This window comes from Micromonospora sp. LH3U1 (genome assembly GCF_028475105.1).
GTDB lineage: Bacteria > Actinomycetota > Actinomycetes > Mycobacteriales > Micromonosporaceae > Micromonospora.
The window spans coordinates 3,343,212-3,362,181 of record NZ_CP116936.1; the positions used below are offsets into that span (position 1 = coordinate 3,343,212).

General features: G+C 68.8%; 25 protein-coding genes and 1 pseudogene. 15 read left to right on the top strand and 11 right to left on the bottom strand.

Translation table 11 applies throughout. The features are described from left to right. Positions 1 to 81 precede the first annotated feature (81 nt). Positions 82 to 552, bottom strand: a complete 471-nt coding sequence (locus PCA76_RS15125) for a hypothetical protein (protein WP_272618744.1) — start codon at positions 550 to 552, stop codon at positions 82 to 84. A 226-nt stretch (positions 553 to 778) separates the two neighbouring features. Here PCA76_RS15125 and PCA76_RS15130 point away from each other — a divergent pair, with 226 nt between their 5' ends. The 4 genes from PCA76_RS15130 to PCA76_RS15145 all read left to right on the top strand — a co-directional run bounded on the left by PCA76_RS15130 (position 779) and on the right by PCA76_RS15145 (position 3,337). Beyond that, a complete protein-coding gene (locus PCA76_RS15130; protein ID WP_272618746.1) occupies positions 779 to 1,921 on the top strand; it encodes a helix-turn-helix domain-containing protein in 1,143 nt (380 codons plus the stop codon). 114 nt (positions 1,922 to 2,035) lie between these two features. After that, a complete protein-coding gene (locus PCA76_RS15135) occupies positions 2,036 to 2,194 on the top strand; it encodes a hypothetical protein (protein WP_272618748.1) in 159 nt (52 codons plus the stop codon). Next, positions 2,184 to 2,933: a helix-turn-helix domain-containing protein gene (locus PCA76_RS15140; RefSeq protein WP_272618750.1), complete on the top strand. Its 750-nt coding sequence runs from the start codon at positions 2,184 to 2,186 to the stop codon at positions 2,931 to 2,933. The genes PCA76_RS15135 and PCA76_RS15140 overlap by 11 nt, the downstream gene beginning before the upstream one ends. Further along, entirely contained in the window at positions 2,858 to 3,337 is a 480-nt protein-coding gene (locus tag PCA76_RS15145; protein WP_272618752.1) for a hypothetical protein, read from the top strand. The genes PCA76_RS15140 and PCA76_RS15145 overlap by 76 nt, the downstream gene beginning before the upstream one ends. Before the next feature lie 163 nt (positions 3,338 to 3,500). Here PCA76_RS15145 and PCA76_RS15150 read toward each other — a convergent pair whose 3' ends face one another. From PCA76_RS15150 to PCA76_RS32835, 3 genes are all read right to left on the bottom strand, one after another. Further along, on the bottom strand, positions 3,501 to 3,692 hold the full coding sequence (locus PCA76_RS15150) for a hypothetical protein (RefSeq protein ID WP_272618754.1): 192 nt from the start codon (positions 3,690 to 3,692) through the stop codon (positions 3,501 to 3,503). Positions 3,693 to 3,732: 40 nt separating this feature from the next. After that, positions 3,733 to 3,879, bottom strand: a complete 147-nt coding sequence (locus PCA76_RS15155; RefSeq protein WP_272618757.1) for a hypothetical protein — start codon at positions 3,877 to 3,879, stop codon at positions 3,733 to 3,735. Between the two features lie 253 nt (positions 3,880 to 4,132). Continuing rightward, the gene (locus tag PCA76_RS32835; protein ID WP_442930226.1) at positions 4,133 to 4,651 is read right to left on the bottom strand and encodes an RNA polymerase sigma factor; all 519 of its coding nucleotides are present in this window, start codon (positions 4,649 to 4,651) and stop codon (positions 4,133 to 4,135) included. A gap of 131 nt (positions 4,652 to 4,782) precedes the next feature. Here PCA76_RS32835 and PCA76_RS15160 point away from each other — a divergent pair, with 131 nt between their 5' ends. Continuing rightward, positions 4,783 to 5,406 (top strand): DUF6518 family protein, encoded by a 624-nt coding sequence (locus tag PCA76_RS15160; protein ID WP_272618759.1) that lies wholly within the window; start codon positions 4,783 to 4,785, stop codon positions 5,404 to 5,406. Between the two features lie 9 nt (positions 5,407 to 5,415). On the opposite strand, the gene PCA76_RS15165 is transcribed toward PCA76_RS15160, so the two are convergent. The 3 genes from PCA76_RS15165 to PCA76_RS15175 all read right to left on the bottom strand — a co-directional run bounded on the left by PCA76_RS15165 (position 5,416) and on the right by PCA76_RS15175 (position 9,164). Next, positions 5,416 to 5,913 carry a hypothetical protein gene (locus PCA76_RS15165; protein ID WP_272618761.1) on the bottom strand — a complete coding sequence of 166 codons (498 nt, stop codon included), beginning with the start codon at positions 5,911 to 5,913 and terminating at the stop codon, positions 5,416 to 5,418. 68 nt (positions 5,914 to 5,981) lie between these two features. After that, positions 5,982 to 8,273, bottom strand: a complete 2,292-nt coding sequence (locus PCA76_RS15170) for a hypothetical protein (protein WP_272618763.1) — start codon at positions 8,271 to 8,273, stop codon at positions 5,982 to 5,984. Positions 8,274 to 8,444: 171 nt separating this feature from the next. Next, a complete protein-coding gene (locus PCA76_RS15175; protein WP_272618765.1) occupies positions 8,445 to 9,164 on the bottom strand; it encodes a DsbA family oxidoreductase in 720 nt (239 codons plus the stop codon). A 114-nt stretch (positions 9,165 to 9,278) separates the two neighbouring features. On the opposite strand from PCA76_RS15175, the gene PCA76_RS15180 reads away from it, so the two are divergent. Next, a complete protein-coding gene (locus PCA76_RS15180; RefSeq protein ID WP_272618767.1) occupies positions 9,279 to 9,710 on the top strand; it encodes a winged helix-turn-helix transcriptional regulator in 432 nt (143 codons plus the stop codon). A 27-nt stretch (positions 9,711 to 9,737) separates the two neighbouring features. Here PCA76_RS15180 and PCA76_RS15185 read toward each other — a convergent pair whose 3' ends face one another. From PCA76_RS15185 to PCA76_RS15200, 4 genes and pseudogenes are all read right to left on the bottom strand, one after another. Then, on the bottom strand, positions 9,738 to 10,814 hold the full coding sequence (locus PCA76_RS15185; protein ID WP_272618769.1) for a glycoside hydrolase family 43 protein: 1,077 nt from the start codon (positions 10,812 to 10,814) through the stop codon (positions 9,738 to 9,740). Between the two features lie 73 nt (positions 10,815 to 10,887). After that, positions 10,888 to 11,394, bottom strand: a pseudogene (gene bla, locus PCA76_RS15190) (class A beta-lactamase); the annotation flags it as partial. Between the two features lie 127 nt (positions 11,395 to 11,521). Beyond that, positions 11,522 to 12,154, bottom strand: a complete 633-nt coding sequence (locus tag PCA76_RS15195; RefSeq protein WP_272618771.1) for a dihydrofolate reductase family protein — start codon at positions 12,152 to 12,154, stop codon at positions 11,522 to 11,524. A gap of 62 nt (positions 12,155 to 12,216) precedes the next feature. Next, positions 12,217 to 13,149 carry an NmrA family NAD(P)-binding protein gene (locus PCA76_RS15200; protein ID WP_272618774.1) on the bottom strand — a complete coding sequence of 311 codons (933 nt, stop codon included), beginning with the start codon at positions 13,147 to 13,149 and terminating at the stop codon, positions 12,217 to 12,219. Positions 13,150 to 13,254: 105 nt separating this feature from the next. Between PCA76_RS15200 and PCA76_RS15205 the strand changes: the two genes are divergently transcribed. The 9 genes from PCA76_RS15205 (at position 13,255) to PCA76_RS15245 (ending at position 18,965) form a co-directional block, all read left to right on the top strand. Continuing rightward, positions 13,255 to 13,854 (top strand): TetR/AcrR family transcriptional regulator, encoded by a 600-nt coding sequence (locus tag PCA76_RS15205; RefSeq protein WP_272618775.1) that lies wholly within the window; start codon positions 13,255 to 13,257, stop codon positions 13,852 to 13,854. Positions 13,855 to 14,088: 234 nt separating this feature from the next. Next, entirely contained in the window at positions 14,089 to 14,466 is a 378-nt protein-coding gene (locus PCA76_RS15210) for a DUF2089 domain-containing protein (RefSeq protein ID WP_272618777.1), read from the top strand. Continuing rightward, positions 14,466 to 14,723 carry a hypothetical protein gene (locus PCA76_RS15215; protein WP_272618779.1) on the top strand — a complete coding sequence of 86 codons (258 nt, stop codon included), beginning with the start codon at positions 14,466 to 14,468 and terminating at the stop codon, positions 14,721 to 14,723. Before PCA76_RS15210 ends, PCA76_RS15215 begins: the two co-directional genes overlap by 1 nt. Before the next feature lie 19 nt (positions 14,724 to 14,742). Further along, positions 14,743 to 15,165 carry an SHOCT-like domain-containing protein gene (locus PCA76_RS15220; RefSeq protein ID WP_272618781.1) on the top strand — a complete coding sequence of 141 codons (423 nt, stop codon included), beginning with the start codon at positions 14,743 to 14,745 and terminating at the stop codon, positions 15,163 to 15,165. 143 nt (positions 15,166 to 15,308) lie between these two features. After that, positions 15,309 to 15,569, top strand: a complete 261-nt coding sequence (locus PCA76_RS15225; protein WP_272618783.1) for a hypothetical protein — start codon at positions 15,309 to 15,311, stop codon at positions 15,567 to 15,569. Between the two features lie 184 nt (positions 15,570 to 15,753). Continuing rightward, on the top strand, positions 15,754 to 16,134 hold the full coding sequence (locus PCA76_RS15230) for a hypothetical protein (RefSeq protein WP_272618785.1): 381 nt from the start codon (positions 15,754 to 15,756) through the stop codon (positions 16,132 to 16,134). Positions 16,135 to 16,147: 13 nt separating this feature from the next. Continuing rightward, a complete protein-coding gene (locus PCA76_RS15235) occupies positions 16,148 to 17,665 on the top strand; it encodes a hypothetical protein (RefSeq protein ID WP_272618787.1) in 1,518 nt (505 codons plus the stop codon). A gap of 81 nt (positions 17,666 to 17,746) precedes the next feature. After that, the gene (locus PCA76_RS15240) at positions 17,747 to 18,190 is read left to right on the top strand and encodes a DUF5990 family protein (protein WP_272618789.1); all 444 of its coding nucleotides are present in this window, start codon (positions 17,747 to 17,749) and stop codon (positions 18,188 to 18,190) included. A gap of 106 nt (positions 18,191 to 18,296) precedes the next feature. Next, entirely contained in the window at positions 18,297 to 18,965 is a 669-nt protein-coding gene (locus PCA76_RS15245; protein WP_442930227.1) for a HEAT repeat domain-containing protein, read from the top strand. The last annotated feature ends 5 nt before the right edge of the window (positions 18,966 to 18,970 follow it).

An 18,970-nucleotide genomic window follows, 5' to 3' on the forward strand; every position in this document is an offset into this window, starting at 1 on the left:
CTAACCTGCAGGCGAGAGTGTGCTTCCTTCTGTTGGTTGAGTCAACGCTGAGTCGGCTGTGCGACAGGTGTCTTCGGTGGGCTAAGCGACCGACTCCCAGGGATTCGTCGACTCTCGACGGTGGTCTTCGCAGCGCTTAAAGAGGTAGTATCCAACAGTTCGACCCTTAGTCGCTATGTTCTGCCCAGACGCTGCAAACTTGTCGCGGCTTTGCTGACCCTCCTGCACGAAGACGAACGACCCGTTCAGTAGCTCCCAACCCTCGCGACAGACGGCATTCAGGATCGCGACTGGATCACTCGTCTTCTGAGAGGTGGTGCTGCCTACCATTGGAACGATTATTGCCTCTTGGCTCATGACGTTCATCGAGTACTGGAAAACGTGATCGCCGCGTTCGAATGCTAGGCGCGCTTGGCCGGGTGGTGAAATGAAGAAGGCATTCCGCGCCTTCATAACCTGCTCTTCGCGCCTCCTCGCATCCGCCTCGTGGCGCTGCTGCTGCTTGCGTGTTGCTTCCTGAGCGAGCTGTTCGGGCGTCTTCCTCTGGAACAACGCGGATTCCCCTCTGGTTAATTGCACCAAGGCCTGTAACAAGCCAACAACCTTGAGGATTATAGGTCTGGTTAGCTACGTTCAGGGGGACGCACGGGGCACTAGGGCGGCCGCACCAGTCCAAGTGGGACTGAGCGGCTGAGGTGTGGTGACTGCAGCCCGCTGCGGCGAGTACCGTCGATAACCGCTGGATCGTGGTCAGCCGGCGCAAGGTAGGAGTGCTGTAATGCCACCACGTGCAACCACCATCGTCGACCCCCGTTTTCCTGCTGAGCTGCGGCGACATCGCGAGGAGCGAGGCCTTTCCCTGCGGCAGCTCGCCGCCGCCGTCAACTATGGCAAGAGCCTCATCCACCAGTTGGAAGCGGGGCAGACGAAGCCGACGGTGGACGTGGCGGTCCGGCTCGACGACGCCTTGCAGGCGAACGGCGCTATAGCAGCGTTGGTCATCGACGCTCCCAACGGCGGCGATCGTCTGGCGTACGTGACGGTGCATCCCCGCCGCGTCGATCGTGCCGCCGCAGACGCGCTCATTGGCCTTCTCGCTGGCTACCGCCGGCTAGAGGATGCAATTGGGTCAGGCCCCATTATGGGGCCAGTCCATGCCCACCTCGACACCGTGACTGGTCTGCTTCGGGACGCCCCGCACGACCTAAGGCCACGCGTAGTCGGCGTGGCTGGGCAATGGGCGCAGTTCGTGGGCTGGTTGAGCATCGCCCGAGGTGAGGAGCGCGCTGCCACTGTCTGGAACGCCAGGGCCTTGCAATGGGCCACCGAGGCCGGCAACACGGATTTGATTGCCACCGTGCTGTCCTTCCAGGGGCACCAGGCGGAGTTGCGGCACGACCTCCCGGCCATGATCGAGCTGTCCCGGGAATCACGTCGGGACCAGTCGGTGAACGCGGCCTTACGCGCCTACTGCGCAGGGCAGGAGGCCAGGGGTTTAGCTATGGCCGGAGCAGCTAGCGCTGACGTACTCGCGCGGCTGTCGGAGGCGTCGGACCTTTCGGCTCAGGCGGCTGAGGAGCCACTGTCCCCTTGGGGCTACTGGTACACGCCATCGTTCTTCGCTGTCCAGCAAGGCAGTGTCTGGCGTTATCTGGGTGCTGAGGACAGTCGCGCGAACGATCGCGCGCTTGAACTGCTGACGACCGGTGTCGCGGGCGTCAGCGAGGACGCCGGTGGCGCAGAGTGGCACGGCCGCAACCTGGTGCATCTCGCCGTCACTCATGCGCAGGCCGGGGATGCGGCGGCGGCCCGCGAAACCCTGGCGGCGGCAGACGCCATTGCGCTTGCTACGGACTCCCGAGAACTTGCCCGCCAGGTGACCGAGGCTGCTCACCACCTCCGACTGTCCGCTATGCCGTAACGGACGCGTTTCGCCTGGTCTACCACCGATCGTCGCGCAGACGATGACGGTGGGTGACGCCGCTGGTGGCAGTTCCGAAACCTGCGTCGCGCCCACGGTCCGGTGGAGGTGGGCATGCAAGGCGATGAGTTGACGAACACGGGCGAGCAGTCGGAGGAGGCCGAGCGGGAGGCTGCCAAGCAGCGCCTCCTCGCCCAGGCCGAGGCGGAGCGCGTACCGGTGGAGGACACGACCCGCGCGGTCCCGGACCGGCGGTGGCGGCGTGACCGGTGATGACCTGCCGATCGGCCGGCGGGTCGCCCGCTGGCGGGTGCGGCGCTCGATGACGCAGCAGATGCTGGCCGACCGGCTGCGCAGGTCGAAGAGCTGGGTGGACAAGATCGAGCGGGGTGCCCGCAGCCTGGACCGGTACTCGGTGATCCAGGAACTGGCCCACGTGCTGCGGGTCGACCCGGAGGTGCTGTTCGGCCAGCAGCGGCCGACGCCTGCCTGCCCTCCGGACGGGGTGGACGACATCCGGGCCGCTCTCGCCCGCTACGACATCCCGCAGGCCCCGGCCCAGGCCCCGGAAGCGCTGCGACGGCAGGTCGGGTACGCCTGGTTGACCTACCAGCACGCGCACTACGGGCAGTTGGTGCGGGTGTTGCCGGGTCTGCTGGACGCCGCTCAGGGCGCGCGGTCGGCGGAGGTGCTGGTGCACGCGTACCGGATCACCTCGTCGGCGCTGGTGAAGCTCGGCGAGGCCGACCTCGGGTGGCTGGCCGCCGACCGCGCGATGGCCGCCGCCGGCGACGATCCGGTCCTCGCGGCGACGGCGGCCGTCGCGGTCGGCCAGGCGCTACGCGCGTCGGGCCGGGACCGCCTCGCTCTCGCCGCGACGCTCGCCGCCGCGAACCGCATCACGCCTACGCCGCTGCGGTCGGCGGGGGAGGGGCCGTGGGCGGGACGCTGCTGCTCCAGGCCGCCCTGGCCGCCGCCGGCTGCGGCGAGCACCAACGCGCCGACGAGCTGACCGACGGGGCCGCTGGGATCGCCGCCCGACTGAGGGGGTACGACGACACGCACCGCACCAGCTTCGGGCCGATCGCCGTCGACCTGGCGCGCGTGGTGCTGGCGGCGCAGCGGGGTGACGCCACCGAGGCAGTGCGGCGGCACGTGACGGTGATTCGGCGGGAGGCGTGGCGGCGGTTGCCGGCGGAGTACCGGGGCGCATACCTGGTCGACGCCGCGCGGGCGTACCTCCAGATTGGTGACCTGCGCGGCGCAGCACGGGCCCTCGTCGACGCGGACAGCGTCGCGCCGGATGAGGTCCGGTGCCGGCCGTTGGCGCGTACCGTGATCGCCGACGTTGCCCGAGGTCACCCGGCGCCGGCCGGCGTGGCGCGACTGGCGACGCTGGTTGGCCTGACTCGATGACCGCGGTCAGCACCTTCGCGGGCGGCGAGGGGCGGGCCTACTCGGGTGCTGCGGTGAGCGGCTCGGCGGGCCAGCCCTGGCGGACGCGCAGGGTGATGCCGGGGTGGAAGGCGATCGGCTCTGCCAGTAGGCCAGGTCAGCGCTGTGCCGACCTCGCTCGACGTCAGCCTCCGGAACGTCGCCGTCGTTCCCTCGCCGCGAAGCCCACGAGCATGACGAGCAGCCCAGCGGCGATCAACCCGCCGCCCAGGTACCGAAGCGTTGGTGACATCTCCGGCCAGGTGAACCTTGCTGCCATGATCAGCGCGAAGAGCGCGAGTAGCACCAGTGCACCCGTTGCTTGCCGACGCCGCATCGTGAACCTCCCCTAATCCCCTGCGCGTCCCATGGCCTGATCAGTCCCTGTCCCGCCGCTGGCGCAGCAGGTGCACGAGCACGGCAGTCAAGCCCAGGATGATGATGCCGGCGGACGTACCCACGAATGCGTCTGGATGGCGCTCACTGACGGTGTTGGCGAGCAGAAACCCGATGACGGTGCCCAAGATTACGAGGAGTATGCCGAGAGTCGGTCGTTTCACTGGCTCACTCCTGTCTGGCAACCGGACCTGACCTCCTTGGTTGTGCTCGAACTCCTCCTCGGTCAAACCTCCAACTCGCCAGCGCATGCCCGGTGCCGGCCGGCGTGGCCCGACTGGCCGCGCTTGTTGGCCTGAAGCGGTCGATCATGGACTTCTGGTGCCCGCTCGGGGATGGATCGCGGCTTTTGTGGCCCACCACAACTCCATGATCAACAATTCACGCCCATTCTGCGAACGTCGTGAGAGGAATGCCAAAGGCTCGTGCGTACTCCAGGCGGGCAGGTTGTCCGGCCGCATTCACCTGTCCGTGGGAGATGCCAACCCATTCCAGCCCAGACGGTCGACCCACCCCTACTCGTCTGCTCAAGTGGTCAACTGCTCGTCCACCGGCAGGTCGACGAGGTAGTGCAGGGCAAGGGCTTGTCGCTGCCCCTCGGGCAGCCCGCGCAGCGCGGCGAGCGGTCGGCGGCGGGCCGATTCGACGCAACAGCCGATCGAGTACGCGCCGACGCCGGTATCGACTACGGGCCTCGTTCACCGCGACGCGGCGCAGCCACGCCTCCGGGTTCTCCAGCTCGGCCAAACGCCTCGGTGCGGCCAGCGCCTTGGTGAATGCCTCCTGGACCGCCTCCTGCGCCTCGTTCAGATCGCCGGTCACCGCGTACAGCTGGACCACCAGGCGTCGGAAACAGCCAGCGTAGAGCCGGGAGATCAAATCACCGTCAGACACCGTCACCCCCCTCTTCCCACCAATCCCACCAACGGGGAGGGGGGAAGGTTCCGGTGAGCGACCCGATAATGTCGGTCCGGCTCGATGGCGGAGGGGCCGACCAGGTCAGTCGGGGCATACTCGGTATGCTCTGCGGCATGCGACCTGGTGACCGCACGGTGGCGCTCGCCTCCGTGGTGGGCGGATTCCTGCTCGGCTTTCTCGACTTCTGCTGGATCAAGTGGCTGCCGTTCCCCCTCGCCGAACTCGGCAACTCCACCGCGACCTGGGCGGTCGCTGCCTTCTTCTTCGGGTACTGGGTGCGGTCCGGGTGGCTGCGTTCGGCACTCGGTGCCGCCGTTCTGCTCGTCGTCGCGGTGCCCAGCTACTACCTCGCGGCGGCGCTCCTGCAGGGCGACGACCTCGCGGTGCTCTGGGCACCGTCGTCGCTGGTCTGGATGTTCTTCGGCGTGCTCGCCGGAGTGGTCTTCGGCACCGGCGGGACGTGGGCGCGTGGTGAGGGGTGGCGGCAGGTCGTCGGGGTCGCGCTGCCGGCCGCCGTGTTCTTCGAGGAGGCGGCCCGGTTCGCCGGCAAGGCGACCGACCCCGACTACGGGGCCGGCGCGTGGTGGAACGTGGCCATCGACTGTGCGCTGGGCCTGCTGATCGTGGTGCTGACCGGCGGGTCGCCTCGTCGGCGGGGGCTCGCCGTCGCGATGGCCGTGCCACTGGCCGGCGCGATTCTGGTGAGCTTCGCGCTGGCCAGCGGGACTGTCTCGTAGGCCGGTGCCTCAGTACGGCAGGTCGATGCCCTGGCGGCGGGCGAACTCGCGGTGGGCGGTGACTACCGTGTCGATGAAGTAGGCGGCCATCTCGTCGGCGCGCAGCACCCGGGTCGTCTCGACCTTGAAGTTCTCGTCGCAGTAGTGCTCGGCTGAGCTGACGCCCGGCTGCGCCACGAGAGCGTCCCGGAGGAAATCCACGGGCTCGTCCCCGGTGTCGACGATGAACTTGACGCCGTCGCCGAAGCTCAACTCCCAGTGCAGCCCGTCGTCAGTGCCGACCCAGAGTTGGCGGCAGAGCGCGGCGCTGCTCTGGGCGAAAGCCTCCCGCATCGCGCTGTCGTCCGAGCAGATCGCCGGCAGGACGCTCGGGGTGCGGCCGATGGCCGCGGCGACCGGGGGGAAGCCGGCGAGTCGGTCGACACGGTAGAAGAAGTAGCCCGGGGTGTTGGTGGGGTCCTCGGACTCGACGCCCGGCACCGCGTACGCGGGTGGTTCAGAGGTCATGGGTTCGTGGTCCTTCATGGTGAACGCGTCGGGGGCCGGGCTGGCGGCCCGGCCCCGACGGGACCCGGCTAGCTCAGCGGGAAGTGGATGGTGAAGGGGATGTTGTTCTTCTTCAGACAATCGAGCACAAGATCCGACGGCCCGAGTGAGTTATACCCATCATGTGGCATGAAGTGCCACTGGGCTCCCTTGATCTTTGTGTTTCGGAACTGCGGGTTAATTTTGTTGTCCCTCAGGATCTTCTCCTGGTTGGCCGGGTCGGAGTACCACTTGTCCTCATCGCACTGGATGAGGTTGTGGCGGTCATGTTCGGTCGGGACGCCGGTCTTGACCTCGTGGACGACCCAGCCTTCGGGGGTGTGCTCGCCATAGTCGGCCGACCGGCCGCTGGGCTCGAACTGCCCTGGCTCACCGGCCTGCCTCAGCCAGAGCTGGGGCTGGCCGCGAGTGGTGTCCTGACGGTAGCCCATGAGTTCGTCGACGAAGATGTTCTGACCGTCCCTACTGCCCGTGGCCCACCTGACGTTGGGTCCGGGGACGTGCAGGTTCTGTCCGTTGCTGCCCACCGCCTTGAGCGCGAAGTGGATCTTCTGGAGGTCGGTGCGCTCACCACTCAGCAGCCGATTGAAGTTGCTCTTACTGACTCTTCCGGCGGCGGCTGCTGCCAGACCCTCCGGTTCGACGAGAGCTGCCCAGACCTCCGGCATGATGAGCTCGTAGGTGAGCTCCTTGACGGTGTCGGGGATCTTGTCGTACTTGGCCACGAACCGGGCCGCCGGGGTGAGGCGGTGGGTGTATTTGAGGACGAACTTCGCGACCTTGGCGGGGAGAGCGACCGCGTCACCGACGTAGGGGACGACGCCGAGGATGCTGAGACCCGCACTGACCCACTCGCCGTGGATGAGGGCGGCGATCGTGTCGCGGATGTCGGCGAGCCCGCCGAGGATCCAGCCGACGACCGGGATGACGCTCAGCCCGCCGCTACACAGGTTGCCGGCGAGCCACGCCATCGAGTCCTTCTCGGCGAAGTCACCGGCGAACATGCCGAGCAGGAAGTCGGAAACGTACGTCCACTTGCTGATCTGCTCGTCGACTCGGCCAGGGTCGAGGCCCTGGGAGTCGGCGTTGGCGACCTCGTAGTCGTCGCGTAGACCATCCCCGTCGGTGTCCTGAACACGCGGGTTGATCGAGAGGTCGTCCTCAGTGAAGTCCGAGAGCCCGTCGCCGTCGGTGTCGACGTTGTTGGGATCGGTGAGGCCGTCCTCCTCCACGAGGTCCGGCAGGCCGTCGCCGTCGGTGTCGGTGTCCGTCGGGTTGGGGACGATCGGCGGGACGTCGCCGGGTGCCGGCGGAGCGCGGGGCTGGTCAGCCACGAGCGGATTGCTGCCCTGAGCCACCTCGGCACCGTCAGTGGCACCGTCGCCGTCGGTGTCCGGGTCGGTGGGCGACGTGCCGATCCGCTGCTCGTCGAGGTTGGTGAGCCCGTCGCCGTCGACGTCCTCCGCGCCGTCGGCGACCGCGTCCTGATCGGTGTCGACCGCGTTGGGTCGGGTCCAGCCGGCCAACTCGGTGATCTCGAACTTGTCGGTCAACCCGTCACCGTCGGAGTCGACCAGCAGCGGGCTCGACCCGAACCGAAGCTCCACCCCGTCGACGACCCCGTCGCCATCGTGGTCGCCGCCGTAGGTGATGCCCAGCCGGGTCAACACGCGGAAGCCGCTGGCCCAGGCTTTCGACGCGTGGACCGTCGCCGGCTCCGGGTTGGCCTTGACCAGCATCGTGTCGGCCTTGGCCAGGCTGGCCTTGGCCGCATCCAGATCCGCGAACGCCTCAGTCAGCCCCGCTGGGGCGGGCGCGGGTGGTGGACTGGCCCGGAACGGCCCGATCGTCGCCTCGGCATCCTGGATCGCGGCGTCCGCCAGCAGGCGCAACCCGGACAGGGTCTCCACCAGCGCAACCACATGTGCCTGCTCGGCCTCGCCGTTGGGCGGGCTGGCACCAGAGAGCCGACTCTTGAGGAACGATTCCAGATGCTGGAGGTTGTCGAACGCCGTCGCACCGTCGGTGGCGCTCTTGAGTCGGGCGCCGTCGAAATACCGGCTCTCGACGTCCGCCAGCACCGGGGCGATCCGCCGGTCTCCCAACCCGCCGTCCACGTACGGCCGCAGCGCCTGGAGGGACTCGGTGATGTAGACCTTGGCGTCGCGGGTGTACTTGGCGGTGGGGATCTTGGCGACCTCCACCTCCCACAGGCGTTTCTCTCCTGCCGACGCCGGGGCGGCGGCGAGCGCCACCTGTGCGACGACCAGTGCCGCAACCGCAGCGGCAAGTCTTGAGCGCAATCGTCTTCTGTGCCTCACCGACACCTCCGTCTATGCGTACCGAACAAGATTTCGTTACGGTATCCACAGGCATTGATGATCGAGGTCCCGCCGGAATTAGTCGCCTATTAATGCACGGCTATATCTATGGCGGGTTAAAGCGGCATCCGCTGCTGCTCGATATGGCAGCCGATCGCGAGCGGCAGCGGTTCAGAGGGCGCGGTCGGGTACCGCGCACCCGTCCGGGGCGCACATGCCCTCGGCGTCACCGACAACCGGCAGCGGCTGCGGCGTGGGATGGCTCTCGGCCCACGCCTTGGCGATGACCGCGAGCAGGTCGTCGAGGCCGATGGCCCCGGGAACGGCGAAACGGCCATCGAACACGAGGAACGGCGCGCCGCGAGCCCCGAGGCGCTGTGCCTCGCGCTGGTCGGCCGCCACGCGGGCCCGGTAGCGGCGGCTACGCAGGGCCTCGGCCGCCCCGGCGCGGTCCAGGCCCACCTCGGCGGCGAAGTCGAGGACCTCCCCGGCAGTCCACAGCTTGCGGGCCTGCCCGAAGTGCGCGCGGAACATCGCCGTCCAGATCTCGCCGCCGCGGCCCTGGTCGGTCGCGTACGCGAGCAGCTCGTGGGCCAGGTCGGTGGGACCGAGCGTGCGGTCGACCGCGTGGTAGGGCGTCAGGCCCTCCGCCTTCGCGGCCCGCTCGATCGGCCGCAGGACCCGGTCGACGGTCGTCGCGGGGGCCCCGGCCATCGTGATCAGCTCCCGTTGACTGACACCCTCACGGGGCAGGTCGGGGTGTAGCTGGAACGACCGGTGGATCACCTGCACCTGGTCGCCATCCGGGAACTGGTCCAGGGCCTGGTGGAGCCGGTGATCCATCAGCCCGCAGTACGGGCAGACGATGTCCGACCAGAACTCGATCTTCATGGCGCTCCTCCTCATTTCTCACTAGCTGTTCGTAGCAACATCATGCATTAGATTTGGAGAGCCACAAAAGGTACATTCATGTGCGTAGCAACGGCTGACGGAGGAGTGGCGGGTATGAGCGCGGAGGATCTTCGACGGAGGCGCACCAACGTCCGGGCGAACGTCCGGGCCGCGCCGGGGCCCTGTGCGCACTGGAACGACGAAGACGCCGATTTCATCCGCGAGGTCCTGGACCTCGTCGGCGACAAGTGGAGCGTGTTGATCATCGGTACGCTCGCCGACGGCCCCGTCCGCTACTCGAACCTGGGCGACGCAATCCCCGGCATCTCTCAGCGCATGCTCACGCTGACCTTGAAGCACCTGCAGCGCACCGGCCTCGTCACCCGGACCTCCTATCCCGAAGTCCCGCCCCGCGTCGAGTACGCCCTCACCGAACTGGGCACGTCACTGCTCTCCACCGTCCTGGCCCTGGCAGCCTGGTCCGCCGACCATCATGCCGAGATCCGCCGCCATCAGACGGAGTACGACAACGTCACGAGGAGCTAGCGCACGGGCGCGCCGATCTACGTCAGATCATTCGAAGAACTTGATGCTGAATCCGGTGTCGCTCGTTGGGCCGGGCACGTTGGCGCGGCGGTAGGTGGTGGTGCCCCACCAGCAGAAGGTGCCCGTGTACCAGTAGCGGTTCGCCCAGGAGTACGGGGTGCCCTTGGGTACGGCGTGGAACATCAGCGGGAACCTCGGCCCGGCGGGTGGGCTCGTGGCGATGTCGCCGTTGAGCAGCACGAAGCTGTGGTGGCCGGGCCCGTTCACGTACAGGGTGGGATCCCAGCCGGCCATCATGGTGGCTCGGTTCGAGCCGAACAGGCAGCCGTTCGACTTGTACCAGTCCCACACGTACGTCGGGTCGCCGCCGGCTCGCAATCGCAGGTCGGCGAGGCAGTACTGGTCACTCCAGCTGCCGTTGGCGGAGTAGACGATGTGGAGTTGCCCGTTCGGGTCCTTGATCGCCTCGGGGGACTCGTTGATGAACGGGTTGCCGACGACGCGCTCCCAGCTCTCCCGTGGTTGGGAGATGATGTAGCGGTTGCCGGTCGGGGTGAGCGGGTCGCTCATCCGGCTGAGGTAGATGTTCTGTTCGATGTTGGTGTCGCCGGCCCATCCCGACCAGACGAACCACCGCTGCCCGTTGAAGGTGAACAGGCTGCCGTCGATGGCCCACTTGCCGCCGGGCAGCGCGAGCAGCCTCTCGGCCGTGTAGCCGCTGGCCGGCGACGCCGAGTTGATCGCGTACATGCGGTGGGCGGTGCCGCGCCCGGCCGAGAAGTAGATGTAGTAGCGGCCACCATCGGTGACGATCTCCGGCGCCCAGACCTCACCGAGGTTGCGGGTGTCCGTCCAGACCTGCCGCGCGGGCGCGGCGGCCAGCCCGTCGGTTGATGATGCCTGCCGGACGGCGATCCCGCCGTTCAGCGACTGGACGGAGATGTAGGTGCCGCCGACGCGGATCACGCTCGGATCGGCGGCCCGCAAACTGGTCTGCCCGGCCGCCGCCGGCCCAGCACCGACAGTGGACAGGCCGGTGACGAGCACGGCGGTCAGCAGGACGGAGAGGAGCCGCGGGAGGGTTCGGTTACCGACTTTCACCATCGGGAATCCTTTCCTCGAAATGAGTGAGAGCAATCGAGGATCATAGATTAGTTCAAGGCGCAGGGGGTTCTGGTCACAGCTGGGCGACGACGACCTTCGTGGCCTGGGCGATGAGGGCGTCGTCGGGGGAGGCGTCCTTCTCGTCGCGGCGGGACAGCACGGCGAGGACGATCGGGGCGCGGTTGGGAGGCCAGATCACGGCGATGTCGTTGCGGGTGCCGTACCCTCCGGTGCCAGTCTTGTCCCCGACCGCCCAGCCCTCGGGCACCCCGGCGCGGATCAGCGCCGCACCGGTGGTGTTGCCCTGCAGCCAACCGCGCAGAAGGTCGCGGTCCGCGGGCTCCAGGGCAACCCCGACGGTGTACGCCCGAAGGTCGCCCGCCAGGGCCCGCGCGGTGCTGGTGTCCCGCTTGTCACCCGGCGTCGCCTCGTTGAGTGCGGTCTCGTAACGGACGGCGTCGGTGACCGTGTCACCGACCTCACGCAGCTGCTTCTCGAACCCCTGCGGCCCTCCGAGGTGACGCAGCAGCAGGTTGCCAGCCGTGTTGTCGCTGTAGCGCACGGCGGCGTCGGCGAGGGCGGTGGTGCCGCCCAGGACCTCGGCGGTGTCACCGGCGCGGCATGCCCCCACCGAAACCAGGGTTGACGCTGCGGCCACCGCTGCCGCCAGACGTCGTACAGAGGGGTAAAGCGCCGGCCGGGCGACGTCAGGCGCCGCGATCGGGTGCGGCCATGTCGCCCGTGCCGGGCGTGCCGTCGGCGAGCCCGTAGCGCAGGTAGACCGTGCCCTTGGGGTTGGCTACCGGCGGTTCGAGGAGCGTGAGGTTCGTGGGCACCGCGCCACCGTCGAACACCTTCTTGCCGACGCCGAGCACGATCGGGTGCACCCAGAGGTCGAGACGGTCGAAGAGCTTCTCGCGCAAGAGGGTCTGCACCAGGTTCAGGCTCCCGACGACCTTCACGTGCTCGTGCCGGTCGCGGATCTCGCGCACCGCGCCGGCCAGATCCGGGCCGAGCTGCGAGGACCCGGCCCACGAGAGGTCGGGCCTGCCACGGGAGGCCACGTACTTCGGGACGCTGTTGAAGAGCGTGGCGAACGCGTTGTCCGCGCCGCCCTCCTGGTGCGGCCAGTAGGCGGCGAAGATGTCATACGTCCGCCGGCCGAGCAGGAGAGCGTCCGTGCCCTCGTACGCGGCGAAGACCTGCGCCCCGGCGACCTCGTCCAGCAGGGGCGCCTGCCAGCCACCGAACGAGAACCCCGCCGGGTCCTCGTCGGGGCCGCCGGGCGCCTGCCCGACGAGGTCGAGGGTCGCGAACAGCTCGATGTGGATGTGGCCCATGCCCTACTCCCGATGAATTGGTCGTCTCCGTCGGGAGAGTAGACCGGTCGGCACCGACAAACTCATCGCCGCGACGGCACGCGCAGAAAATCGCGCGTCCATTCTTCGAACGTCGTGAGTGGGATGCCGAGCGCTCGCGCGTACTCCGGGCGGGCAGGTTGCCCGGTCACGTTCAACTGTTCGTGGGAGATGCCGGCCCATTGCGGCATCCCTGCGGCGACCGCCTCCTCCTCAGTCATGTCGGGCGCGGTCAGCTCGGTGCCCAGTGCGTCGGAGAGGACCTTGGCGATCTCCGTCATCGTCAGGTAGTCGCTCGCCAGCTCCAGCTCGACTCCGTTGAATCGATCGGGCTCGGCGATGGCCGCGGCGGCTACCCGGCCGATGTCGTCCACCGCGACGAGGGAGAGCGAGGTCTGGGGCTTCAGGACAGTCGCCAGACCGCCGGCGACGCCGCGGGGGAGCAGGTATGCCTCGGAGGGCAGGAAGTTGTCCATGAAAAAGCCCGGCTTGATGAGCGTCCAGTACGTGAAGCCCGCCTCGCGTACGCGGTCCTGGATGCCGGCCTTGGTGGCGTAGTAGGGCTCCAGGGCCACCCAGCGGCCGTCCGCCCAGCCGGCGGACTCGGTGTGCTGTCCGGCGCCGGTGACGGACGTGTGCACGAACTGCGGCACCTCCGCGGCCAGCGCGCCTTCGATCAGGTTGACCGCTTGGGCCAGCTCGCCGTCGAAGTCGATCGTGTTTCCGTTCATCGCGGGCATCTGCACCGAGAAGACGGCTCGTGCTCCGTGCGCGGCCCTGATCAGCGAGTCGCGATCCGTGAGGTCGCCGGTGACCAACTCGGCGCCGAGCGCCTCGACTGTCCTCGCGCGGTCGGTCGCGGGGTCGCGGACCAGTGCCCGGACGGGAACGCCGGCCGCGAGCAGGGCGCGAGCCGTGGCACCGCCCTGCCTTCCGGTGGCACCGGTGACCAGGACGGGTGCGGAATCGGTGGACATGAGGCGTCTCCTGTCGCGGGACAACATTAAACGGCGGGGCCCGCCGTTTCTGCTTCCGATAAGATACGGCGGACCCCGCCGCTTAGCAATCCGTGAGGTGACGCCATGCCCACCCAGCGAGCGGACGCCCGGCGCAACTACGCGCGCCTGCTTGCCGTGGCCGAGCAGGAGATCGCCGCGCACGGCGCCGACGCGTCCCTGGAGCAGATCGGCCGCATCGCGGGAGTCGGCTCGGCCACCGTGCGCCGGCACTTCCCCAGCCGCCACGCGCTGCTCGACGCGGTCTTTCGCGGACTGATCGAGACCCTGGCCGACCGTGCCCGCGACTTGGCCGACGCAGCCGACGCCCGGGCCGCGTTGCTGGAGTGGCTGACCGCCGTCAACGGGTACGTCGCCACCATGCGAGGACTGGCCATCGCACTGACCCGCGACTGCACGGCCGCACCCACCGAGGCGCACGAGCACTGCGCCTCGGCGCGGCTCGCCGAGGCGGGCGAACCACTGGTGCGTCGCGCCGCGAAGGAGGGCGCGGTGGCCCCGGACGTGACCATCGGCGATCTGCTCGCGCTGATCACCGGTATCGCCCTGGCCACAGAGCACCACTCGGACCCCGCCGCCGACGCGACCCGACTCCTCCGCCTGGCAGTGGCGGGCGTGAGCCCTCGGCGTGGCGAAACTGTCGGCCGAGTGGCTGAACGCTGCTGAGCACCGTCACCACTGAGACCGATGCCGATAGCGCAACTCACCGCGGCCTTTGTCCGGTCTATGCGCGGTGGCGCGGTCGGTCTGGTCATGATCGACTCGGTTTTCGTGATGTCGGGGTGTCCGGGCGGCCGGACACCCCGACATCCGTGAAGGCGAGTAGATCCCGCCCGACATCTCATCAAAATCAAGACCGAGCCCTTGCATGGTTAATATATTCAAGGTAGAACTTGAGATATGACAGAGCAGGCGATGGACTGGCAGGAACTCACGAACCTGACCCGGGGCCAGCCGTTCGTCGTCGAGCGGGTCCGCCTGGCCGGTAACGGCGTCGCGATCGAAGGCGAGTTCGAGCTACCGCAGTTGGCTCAGCTCAACGTCGAGGACCAGGTCTTCGTCACGGCGTTCGTGCGGTGCCACGGCTCCATCAAGGAGATGGAGCGGATCTTCGGGGTGAGCTACCCGACGATCAAGTCACGACTCAACCGGATCACCCAGATGCTCGACTTCGTCGAGACCGATCCGGCGCCGTCGCGGGCCGACATCATCGATCGACTGCGCCGCGGCGAGATCACCGCACAACAGGCGCTGACCGAGCTGGACGGTGGCAGGTGATGCCGCAGTTGGTGACCGTCCGGGTCGAGCGCCCGGCGGGTCGTGCCATCCGTCTGTGGGTGCCGGTGCTCCCCGTGGTTCTGGTGCTGTTGCCGCTCCTGATCCTGGCCGCGCTGGGAGCGGTCGTCGCGTGCCTGGTGTACCGCATCGAGGTGTTGCGGGCATTCGGCGCCGGCTGGCGGCTTCTCCGCGCGATGCCCGGCACCCGGGTCGACGTCCGAGAGGGACGTACGGGTGTGCTCGTCAGTGTCCGATAAGGATCAACAGGAGGTTGCTATGAACGACCAACGTAAGGACATCCTCGACATGCTGGCCGAGGGGAGGATCACCGCAGACGAGGCAGAGCAGTTGATCGCCGCGCTTGAGCGGGACCAGTCGCCGGTCGCCGCGAGTGCCGACATCCGGCCGAAGGCCAAGGCGAAATACCTGCGCGTGCTGGTGGACACCACCGACAACGGCGAACCGGGCCGGGTGAACGTCCGGGTGCCACTGCAACTGCTGCGAGCCGGCGTACGGCTGGCTGCGCTGATCCCCCCGCAAGCGCTGGGCAAGGCCAACGCGGAACTTGCGCGATCGGGCGTTCCGCTCGACCTGACCCAGCTCAAACCCGAACAACTCGAGGCACTGATCGAGCACCTCGACGAGGTGGCCATCGAGGTCGACCAGCCCGACAGCAAGGTGCGAGTCTTCTGTGAGTAGCCGCCCGATGGCTCCCCTGCCTCCAGGACTCCTCGGCGGGGGAGTGCCACTGTTCGGCCGGTTCCCTGGACGGGAAGTCCGACGTTGCGGGCCTGCTGACCGCTCCTGCCCACCGATCTCCGGGGGAGACAGTCGGTAGGTTGTTGACCTGGTCTGCGAGCACCCTGCTGCTTGACAGCAATTTCGCGACCTGGGCCGACGCCATCACCGCCGCGAGAAGGTATGCGCAGGGCGAGATCGCGGGCGCCACCGACAGTCAACGGCATCGTGACGAGGCCGTCGGCGGCCAGGATCTGGCGAACCTCGCCGCGCTCGTCGGCCTGGATGCCGGAAGCGCTCGCGGTCGACTGGCTCCGGGCGGAGCCCTGGGTCGCAGCTTCGTGCCGTTCCCGCACATATCGTAATCCGGACACCACGCGGAGTGCTGGCGTGGGGCGTCCGACCCCTCGCCACCTGGCCAGATGGCTGCGGCCGGGTCGCCCTGCCCGGCCGCTGACCTGATGCCTCGTCCGGCACGGGCAGCCCCGGTCGTGCCGCGGATGGTGCAATAGGGGCCATCGTGGTGGCACGTCGCTGATGGAGGAACGCGTGGACGGTGTGGAACTGCTTGTCGCCGCCTTGACGGTCGGTGCCACGACGGGGGTCACCGACGCGACCAGCGCGCTGGTACGGGATGGCGCCGTCACACTTCGGGGTCTGGTGCGACAGAGGCTGACCAGCCGGGGCCAGGAGGCGTTGCAGTCGATGGAGGCGGACGGGTCCGGCTCCGGTATCTGGCAGGTCCGCCTCGCCGAGGACCTGATCCGTGCGGGCATCGACCGGGACGAGCAGATCCTCAGCATCGCGCGGGACCTGTTGGCGCGTGCCGAGGCGGCCGGCGGGCGGACCGAGACCGGGCATGTCGACCTGCGCAGGGCGCAGGGCGTCCAGCTCGGCAGCGCCAACACCCAACACAACAACTACCACTGAGGCGGTCGGGCAGATGGGCAGCGGCCAGCCGGAAGACCGCCGGTCGCGAGATGTCGACGCCCGCGACGCCCGGGGCGTGCAGGTCGGCGACAACAACGTCCAGCACAACAACTTCGGCCCGGTGGTGCGGTCGGCGTACCTGGCGGAGGTCCGCCGGATCGCCCCCGCCCAGCTGCTGAGCCGCAAGGCCGACCTGGCGCGGCTCGCGGCCTTCTGCGCGGGCGACGGGCCGGACGCGTACCTGTGGTGGGAGGCCGCCCCGGAGGCCGGAATGACGGCGCTGATGTCCTGGTTCGTGCTCCACCCGCCGGCGGGCGTGCGGGTGGTGTCGTACTTCGTCGCCGCGGGCCGCACCGAACGGGAGCACCGCGCCGCCTTCGTCGACGTGGTGCTGGAGCAGCTCGTCGAGCTGACCGACGGCTCGATGCCGGCCCACCTGACCAGGTCGACGCGAGAGGCGCACCTGTTCGGCCGCTACACGGAAGCGGCCGAAGCCTGCGCACGGCGTGGCGAACGACTGGTGCTGGTCGTCGACGGGCTCGATGATCGGCGGAACGCGTCCGGTGTCGCGGCGCTGTTGCCGGACCGGCTGGTCGGCGGGTTGCGGGTGGTGCTCGCCACGGGCACCGGTTGGCGTGTCCCCGCCGACCTGCCACAGCGTCACCCGTTACGGAAGCCGAGCCGTCCCAGACTCCTGTCGCCGTACGTGAGCCCGGAAGAAGAGGCCCGGCGCAGGGTGGAGCTGGTCCGGCGGGACGACGAGCGCGGTCGGCGGGAGGCAGAGCGGCAGCGCGCCGCGGACGAACTCCGGGATGCGCAGCGGCGGGTCGACCAGTGGCGCTCGGCCGAGGCGGCGCGGACCACCCCAGCGGCCCGTGCGACGGCCGTGCGGCGGGCGCTGGTGTTCGTCGGCGGTTGGACGGGTGCCCTCGTGCTCCTCGCCTGCCTGGCGGGGGCCTGGTATGACCTGCGGGTCGCGGGAATTCTGAGCGCCCAGGTCGCGGTGGGTGGTCTGGGCGCCTTGCTCGGGCTCGCGCCGGCCGCGTTCCGGCTGGGTGCGGCGTACGATCCGACGCCGCGGTCGCCCGCCGCCTGGTTTGCGTCGCCCCGGGTCATGCTGGTCCGCGGCGGTATCGCCCTGGCGGCCGGCTGGGTGGCCGGGGCAGGTGCGGCCGACTACCTCGACGCCCGCCGTGACCGGCTGCTGGCGCGGTCCCTCGGCATGGGTGGGGCCCTGCCCTCCTTCGAGGAGGGGGTGGCGTTCGTCTTCCTCGTACTGGTCGCGCTCGGCTGTGGGTTGACCGGTCTGCACGTCGCCAGGACGGCCGTCGGTTCGTGGCAGGAACGGCACCGGGCGGAGGAGCGCGCGTACCGGGCCGCCACCGACGCGGTGGCTGCCGTGACCGAGCAGGCGGCGTACGCGGCGATGGCCGCCGACGCGATGTCCGCGAAACCGACGGATCGGACCCAGGCGTACCAGGATCTGCTGGCCCGGCTGGCGGGCCAGCCCCGGCGTCGCCCGCCGCGCTGAGGCCCGTGATCACCCGTACCGCCCGAGCCGCGTGACCGACCCGGGCCAACGCTTCTGGTCAGGAAAACTAGAGTCGGCGGTATGCGGATCCGGATCGACGGCAGCGACCTACCCGGTCGGCGTGCCGGTGCGGAGGCCGACGCATTACGGCTCGGCAACGTGCACGTCGGGGTCCAGCGCAAGGCTGAGGTGGTCGATCAGGTGCCGGCCGACGCGGCGGAGGCGACATGGTGCTTCGAGGTGTCCAGCCGGGAGATCGACGGGAAGCTGGATGTCGGCGGGCCGTGGGTGCATGGGCGTCCCGGGGCGCGGTTTCTGTATCTGAGCTGGGGCGCGGTGACCGATGAGGGCTTCGCGATGTTCAGGCGAGCCAAGTTGATGTTCACGGACATCCCGACCGAGTTGCTCCGCGCCGCACACGAGGACAGTGGGATGCTGGTTGGCCGAGTGGGGTTGACCGATGCGACCGGCGGTCCGCTGTGCGCTCGGGTCCACCCTTCCGCCATTGCCTGGACGCTGGAGTGACGTCGCGACTGACGATCCGGTCTGGGACGCCGGGCCATCTCGCGGTGTGGCTCACTTGACCTTGGCACGGTGGCAAGGTCTTCAGTGGGTCGAGGAGGTGACCTCGATGACCACGCCGGAGAAGGACACGAACATGATGCGGGCTCTCCAGGGGTTGGAGAACAACAACTCGTCGGTGCGGCTGCGCGCGGCGCTGGCGGTAGGCACGACCCCTGACCCGCGGTTCATCGACAAGCTCGTCGAGCGATGCGCCATCGAGCCCGAGTTCTCCGTACGCGAGATGCTCACGTGGGCACTTATCCGCCAGCCACCCGCCCTGAGCGTTCCGAAGCTCACCGACGAACTCCGCTCGGAACGCGCGCAGGCACGAAGCCAGGCGTTGCACACGCTGTCCAAGATCGGGGATCGGCAGGCCTGGCCAGCGATAACACGGGCGCTTCTGACCGACGCCGACGACGAGGTGGCGCGGAGCGCCTGGCGTGCGGCGGTCGTACTCGTGCCCGCGGGTGAAGAGCCCGAACTGGCCGCAGTGTTGTCGACGCAGCTCGGGCGCGGCAAGCGTGAGACGCAGCTGAGCCTCAGCCGGGCGCTGGTCGCGCTCGGTGAGGTGATCATGCCGGGCCTGCGCGCCGCGATGACGGATCTCGACCCGCGCGTACGCGCGCACGTGATCGCCACGGAACGACTGTCGCAGGACCCCGATGCCGGTTTCGAGTTCGCGATCGAGGAGGCCAGGCGCGTCGTGGCCCTCGGCACGACCGGTGAGAAGGGGTGATGGGC

What these genes read in the sequence shown, in the direction of transcription:
- PCA76_RS15235 (WP_272618787.1), top strand. Translation starts at nt 16,148, where the DNA reads ATGGGCAGCGGCCAGCCGGAAGACCGCCGGTCGCGAGATGTCGACGCC.
- PCA76_RS15135 (WP_272618748.1), top strand. Translation starts at nt 2,036, where the DNA reads ATGCAAGGCGATGAGTTGACGAACACGGGCGAGCAGTCGGAGGAGGCC.
- PCA76_RS15150 (WP_272618754.1), bottom strand. Translation starts at nt 3,692, where the DNA reads ATGCGGCGTCGGCAAGCAACGGGTGCACTGGTGCTACTCGCGCTCTTC.
- PCA76_RS15180 (WP_272618767.1), top strand. Translation starts at nt 9,279, where the DNA reads ATGAGCGCGGAGGATCTTCGACGGAGGCGCACCAACGTCCGGGCGAAC.
- PCA76_RS15160 (WP_272618759.1), top strand. Translation starts at nt 4,783, where the DNA reads ATGCGACCTGGTGACCGCACGGTGGCGCTCGCCTCCGTGGTGGGCGGA.
- PCA76_RS15130 (WP_272618746.1), top strand. Translation starts at nt 779, where the DNA reads ATGCCACCACGTGCAACCACCATCGTCGACCCCCGTTTTCCTGCTGAG.
- PCA76_RS15245 (WP_442930227.1), top strand. Translation starts at nt 18,297, where the DNA reads ATGACCACGCCGGAGAAGGACACGAACATGATGCGGGCTCTCCAGGGG.
- PCA76_RS15205 (WP_272618775.1), top strand. Translation starts at nt 13,255, where the DNA reads ATGCCCACCCAGCGAGCGGACGCCCGGCGCAACTACGCGCGCCTGCTT.
- PCA76_RS15195 (WP_272618771.1), bottom strand. Translation starts at nt 12,154, where the DNA reads ATGGGCCACATCCACATCGAGCTGTTCGCGACCCTCGACCTCGTCGGG.
- PCA76_RS15210 (WP_272618777.1), top strand. Translation starts at nt 14,089, where the DNA reads ATGACAGAGCAGGCGATGGACTGGCAGGAACTCACGAACCTGACCCGG.
- PCA76_RS15185 (WP_272618769.1), bottom strand. Translation starts at nt 10,814, where the DNA reads ATGGTGAAAGTCGGTAACCGAACCCTCCCGCGGCTCCTCTCCGTCCTG.
- PCA76_RS15220 (WP_272618781.1), top strand. Translation starts at nt 14,743, where the DNA reads ATGAACGACCAACGTAAGGACATCCTCGACATGCTGGCCGAGGGGAGG.
- PCA76_RS15175 (WP_272618765.1), bottom strand. Translation starts at nt 9,164, where the DNA reads ATGAAGATCGAGTTCTGGTCGGACATCGTCTGCCCGTACTGCGGGCTG.
- PCA76_RS15165 (WP_272618761.1), bottom strand. Translation starts at nt 5,913, where the DNA reads ATGACCTCTGAACCACCCGCGTACGCGGTGCCGGGCGTCGAGTCCGAG.
- PCA76_RS15200 (WP_272618774.1), bottom strand. Translation starts at nt 13,149, where the DNA reads ATGTCCACCGATTCCGCACCCGTCCTGGTCACCGGTGCCACCGGAAGG.
- PCA76_RS15240 (WP_272618789.1), top strand. Translation starts at nt 17,747, where the DNA reads ATGCGGATCCGGATCGACGGCAGCGACCTACCCGGTCGGCGTGCCGGT.
- PCA76_RS15215 (WP_272618779.1), top strand. Translation starts at nt 14,466, where the DNA reads ATGCCGCAGTTGGTGACCGTCCGGGTCGAGCGCCCGGCGGGTCGTGCC.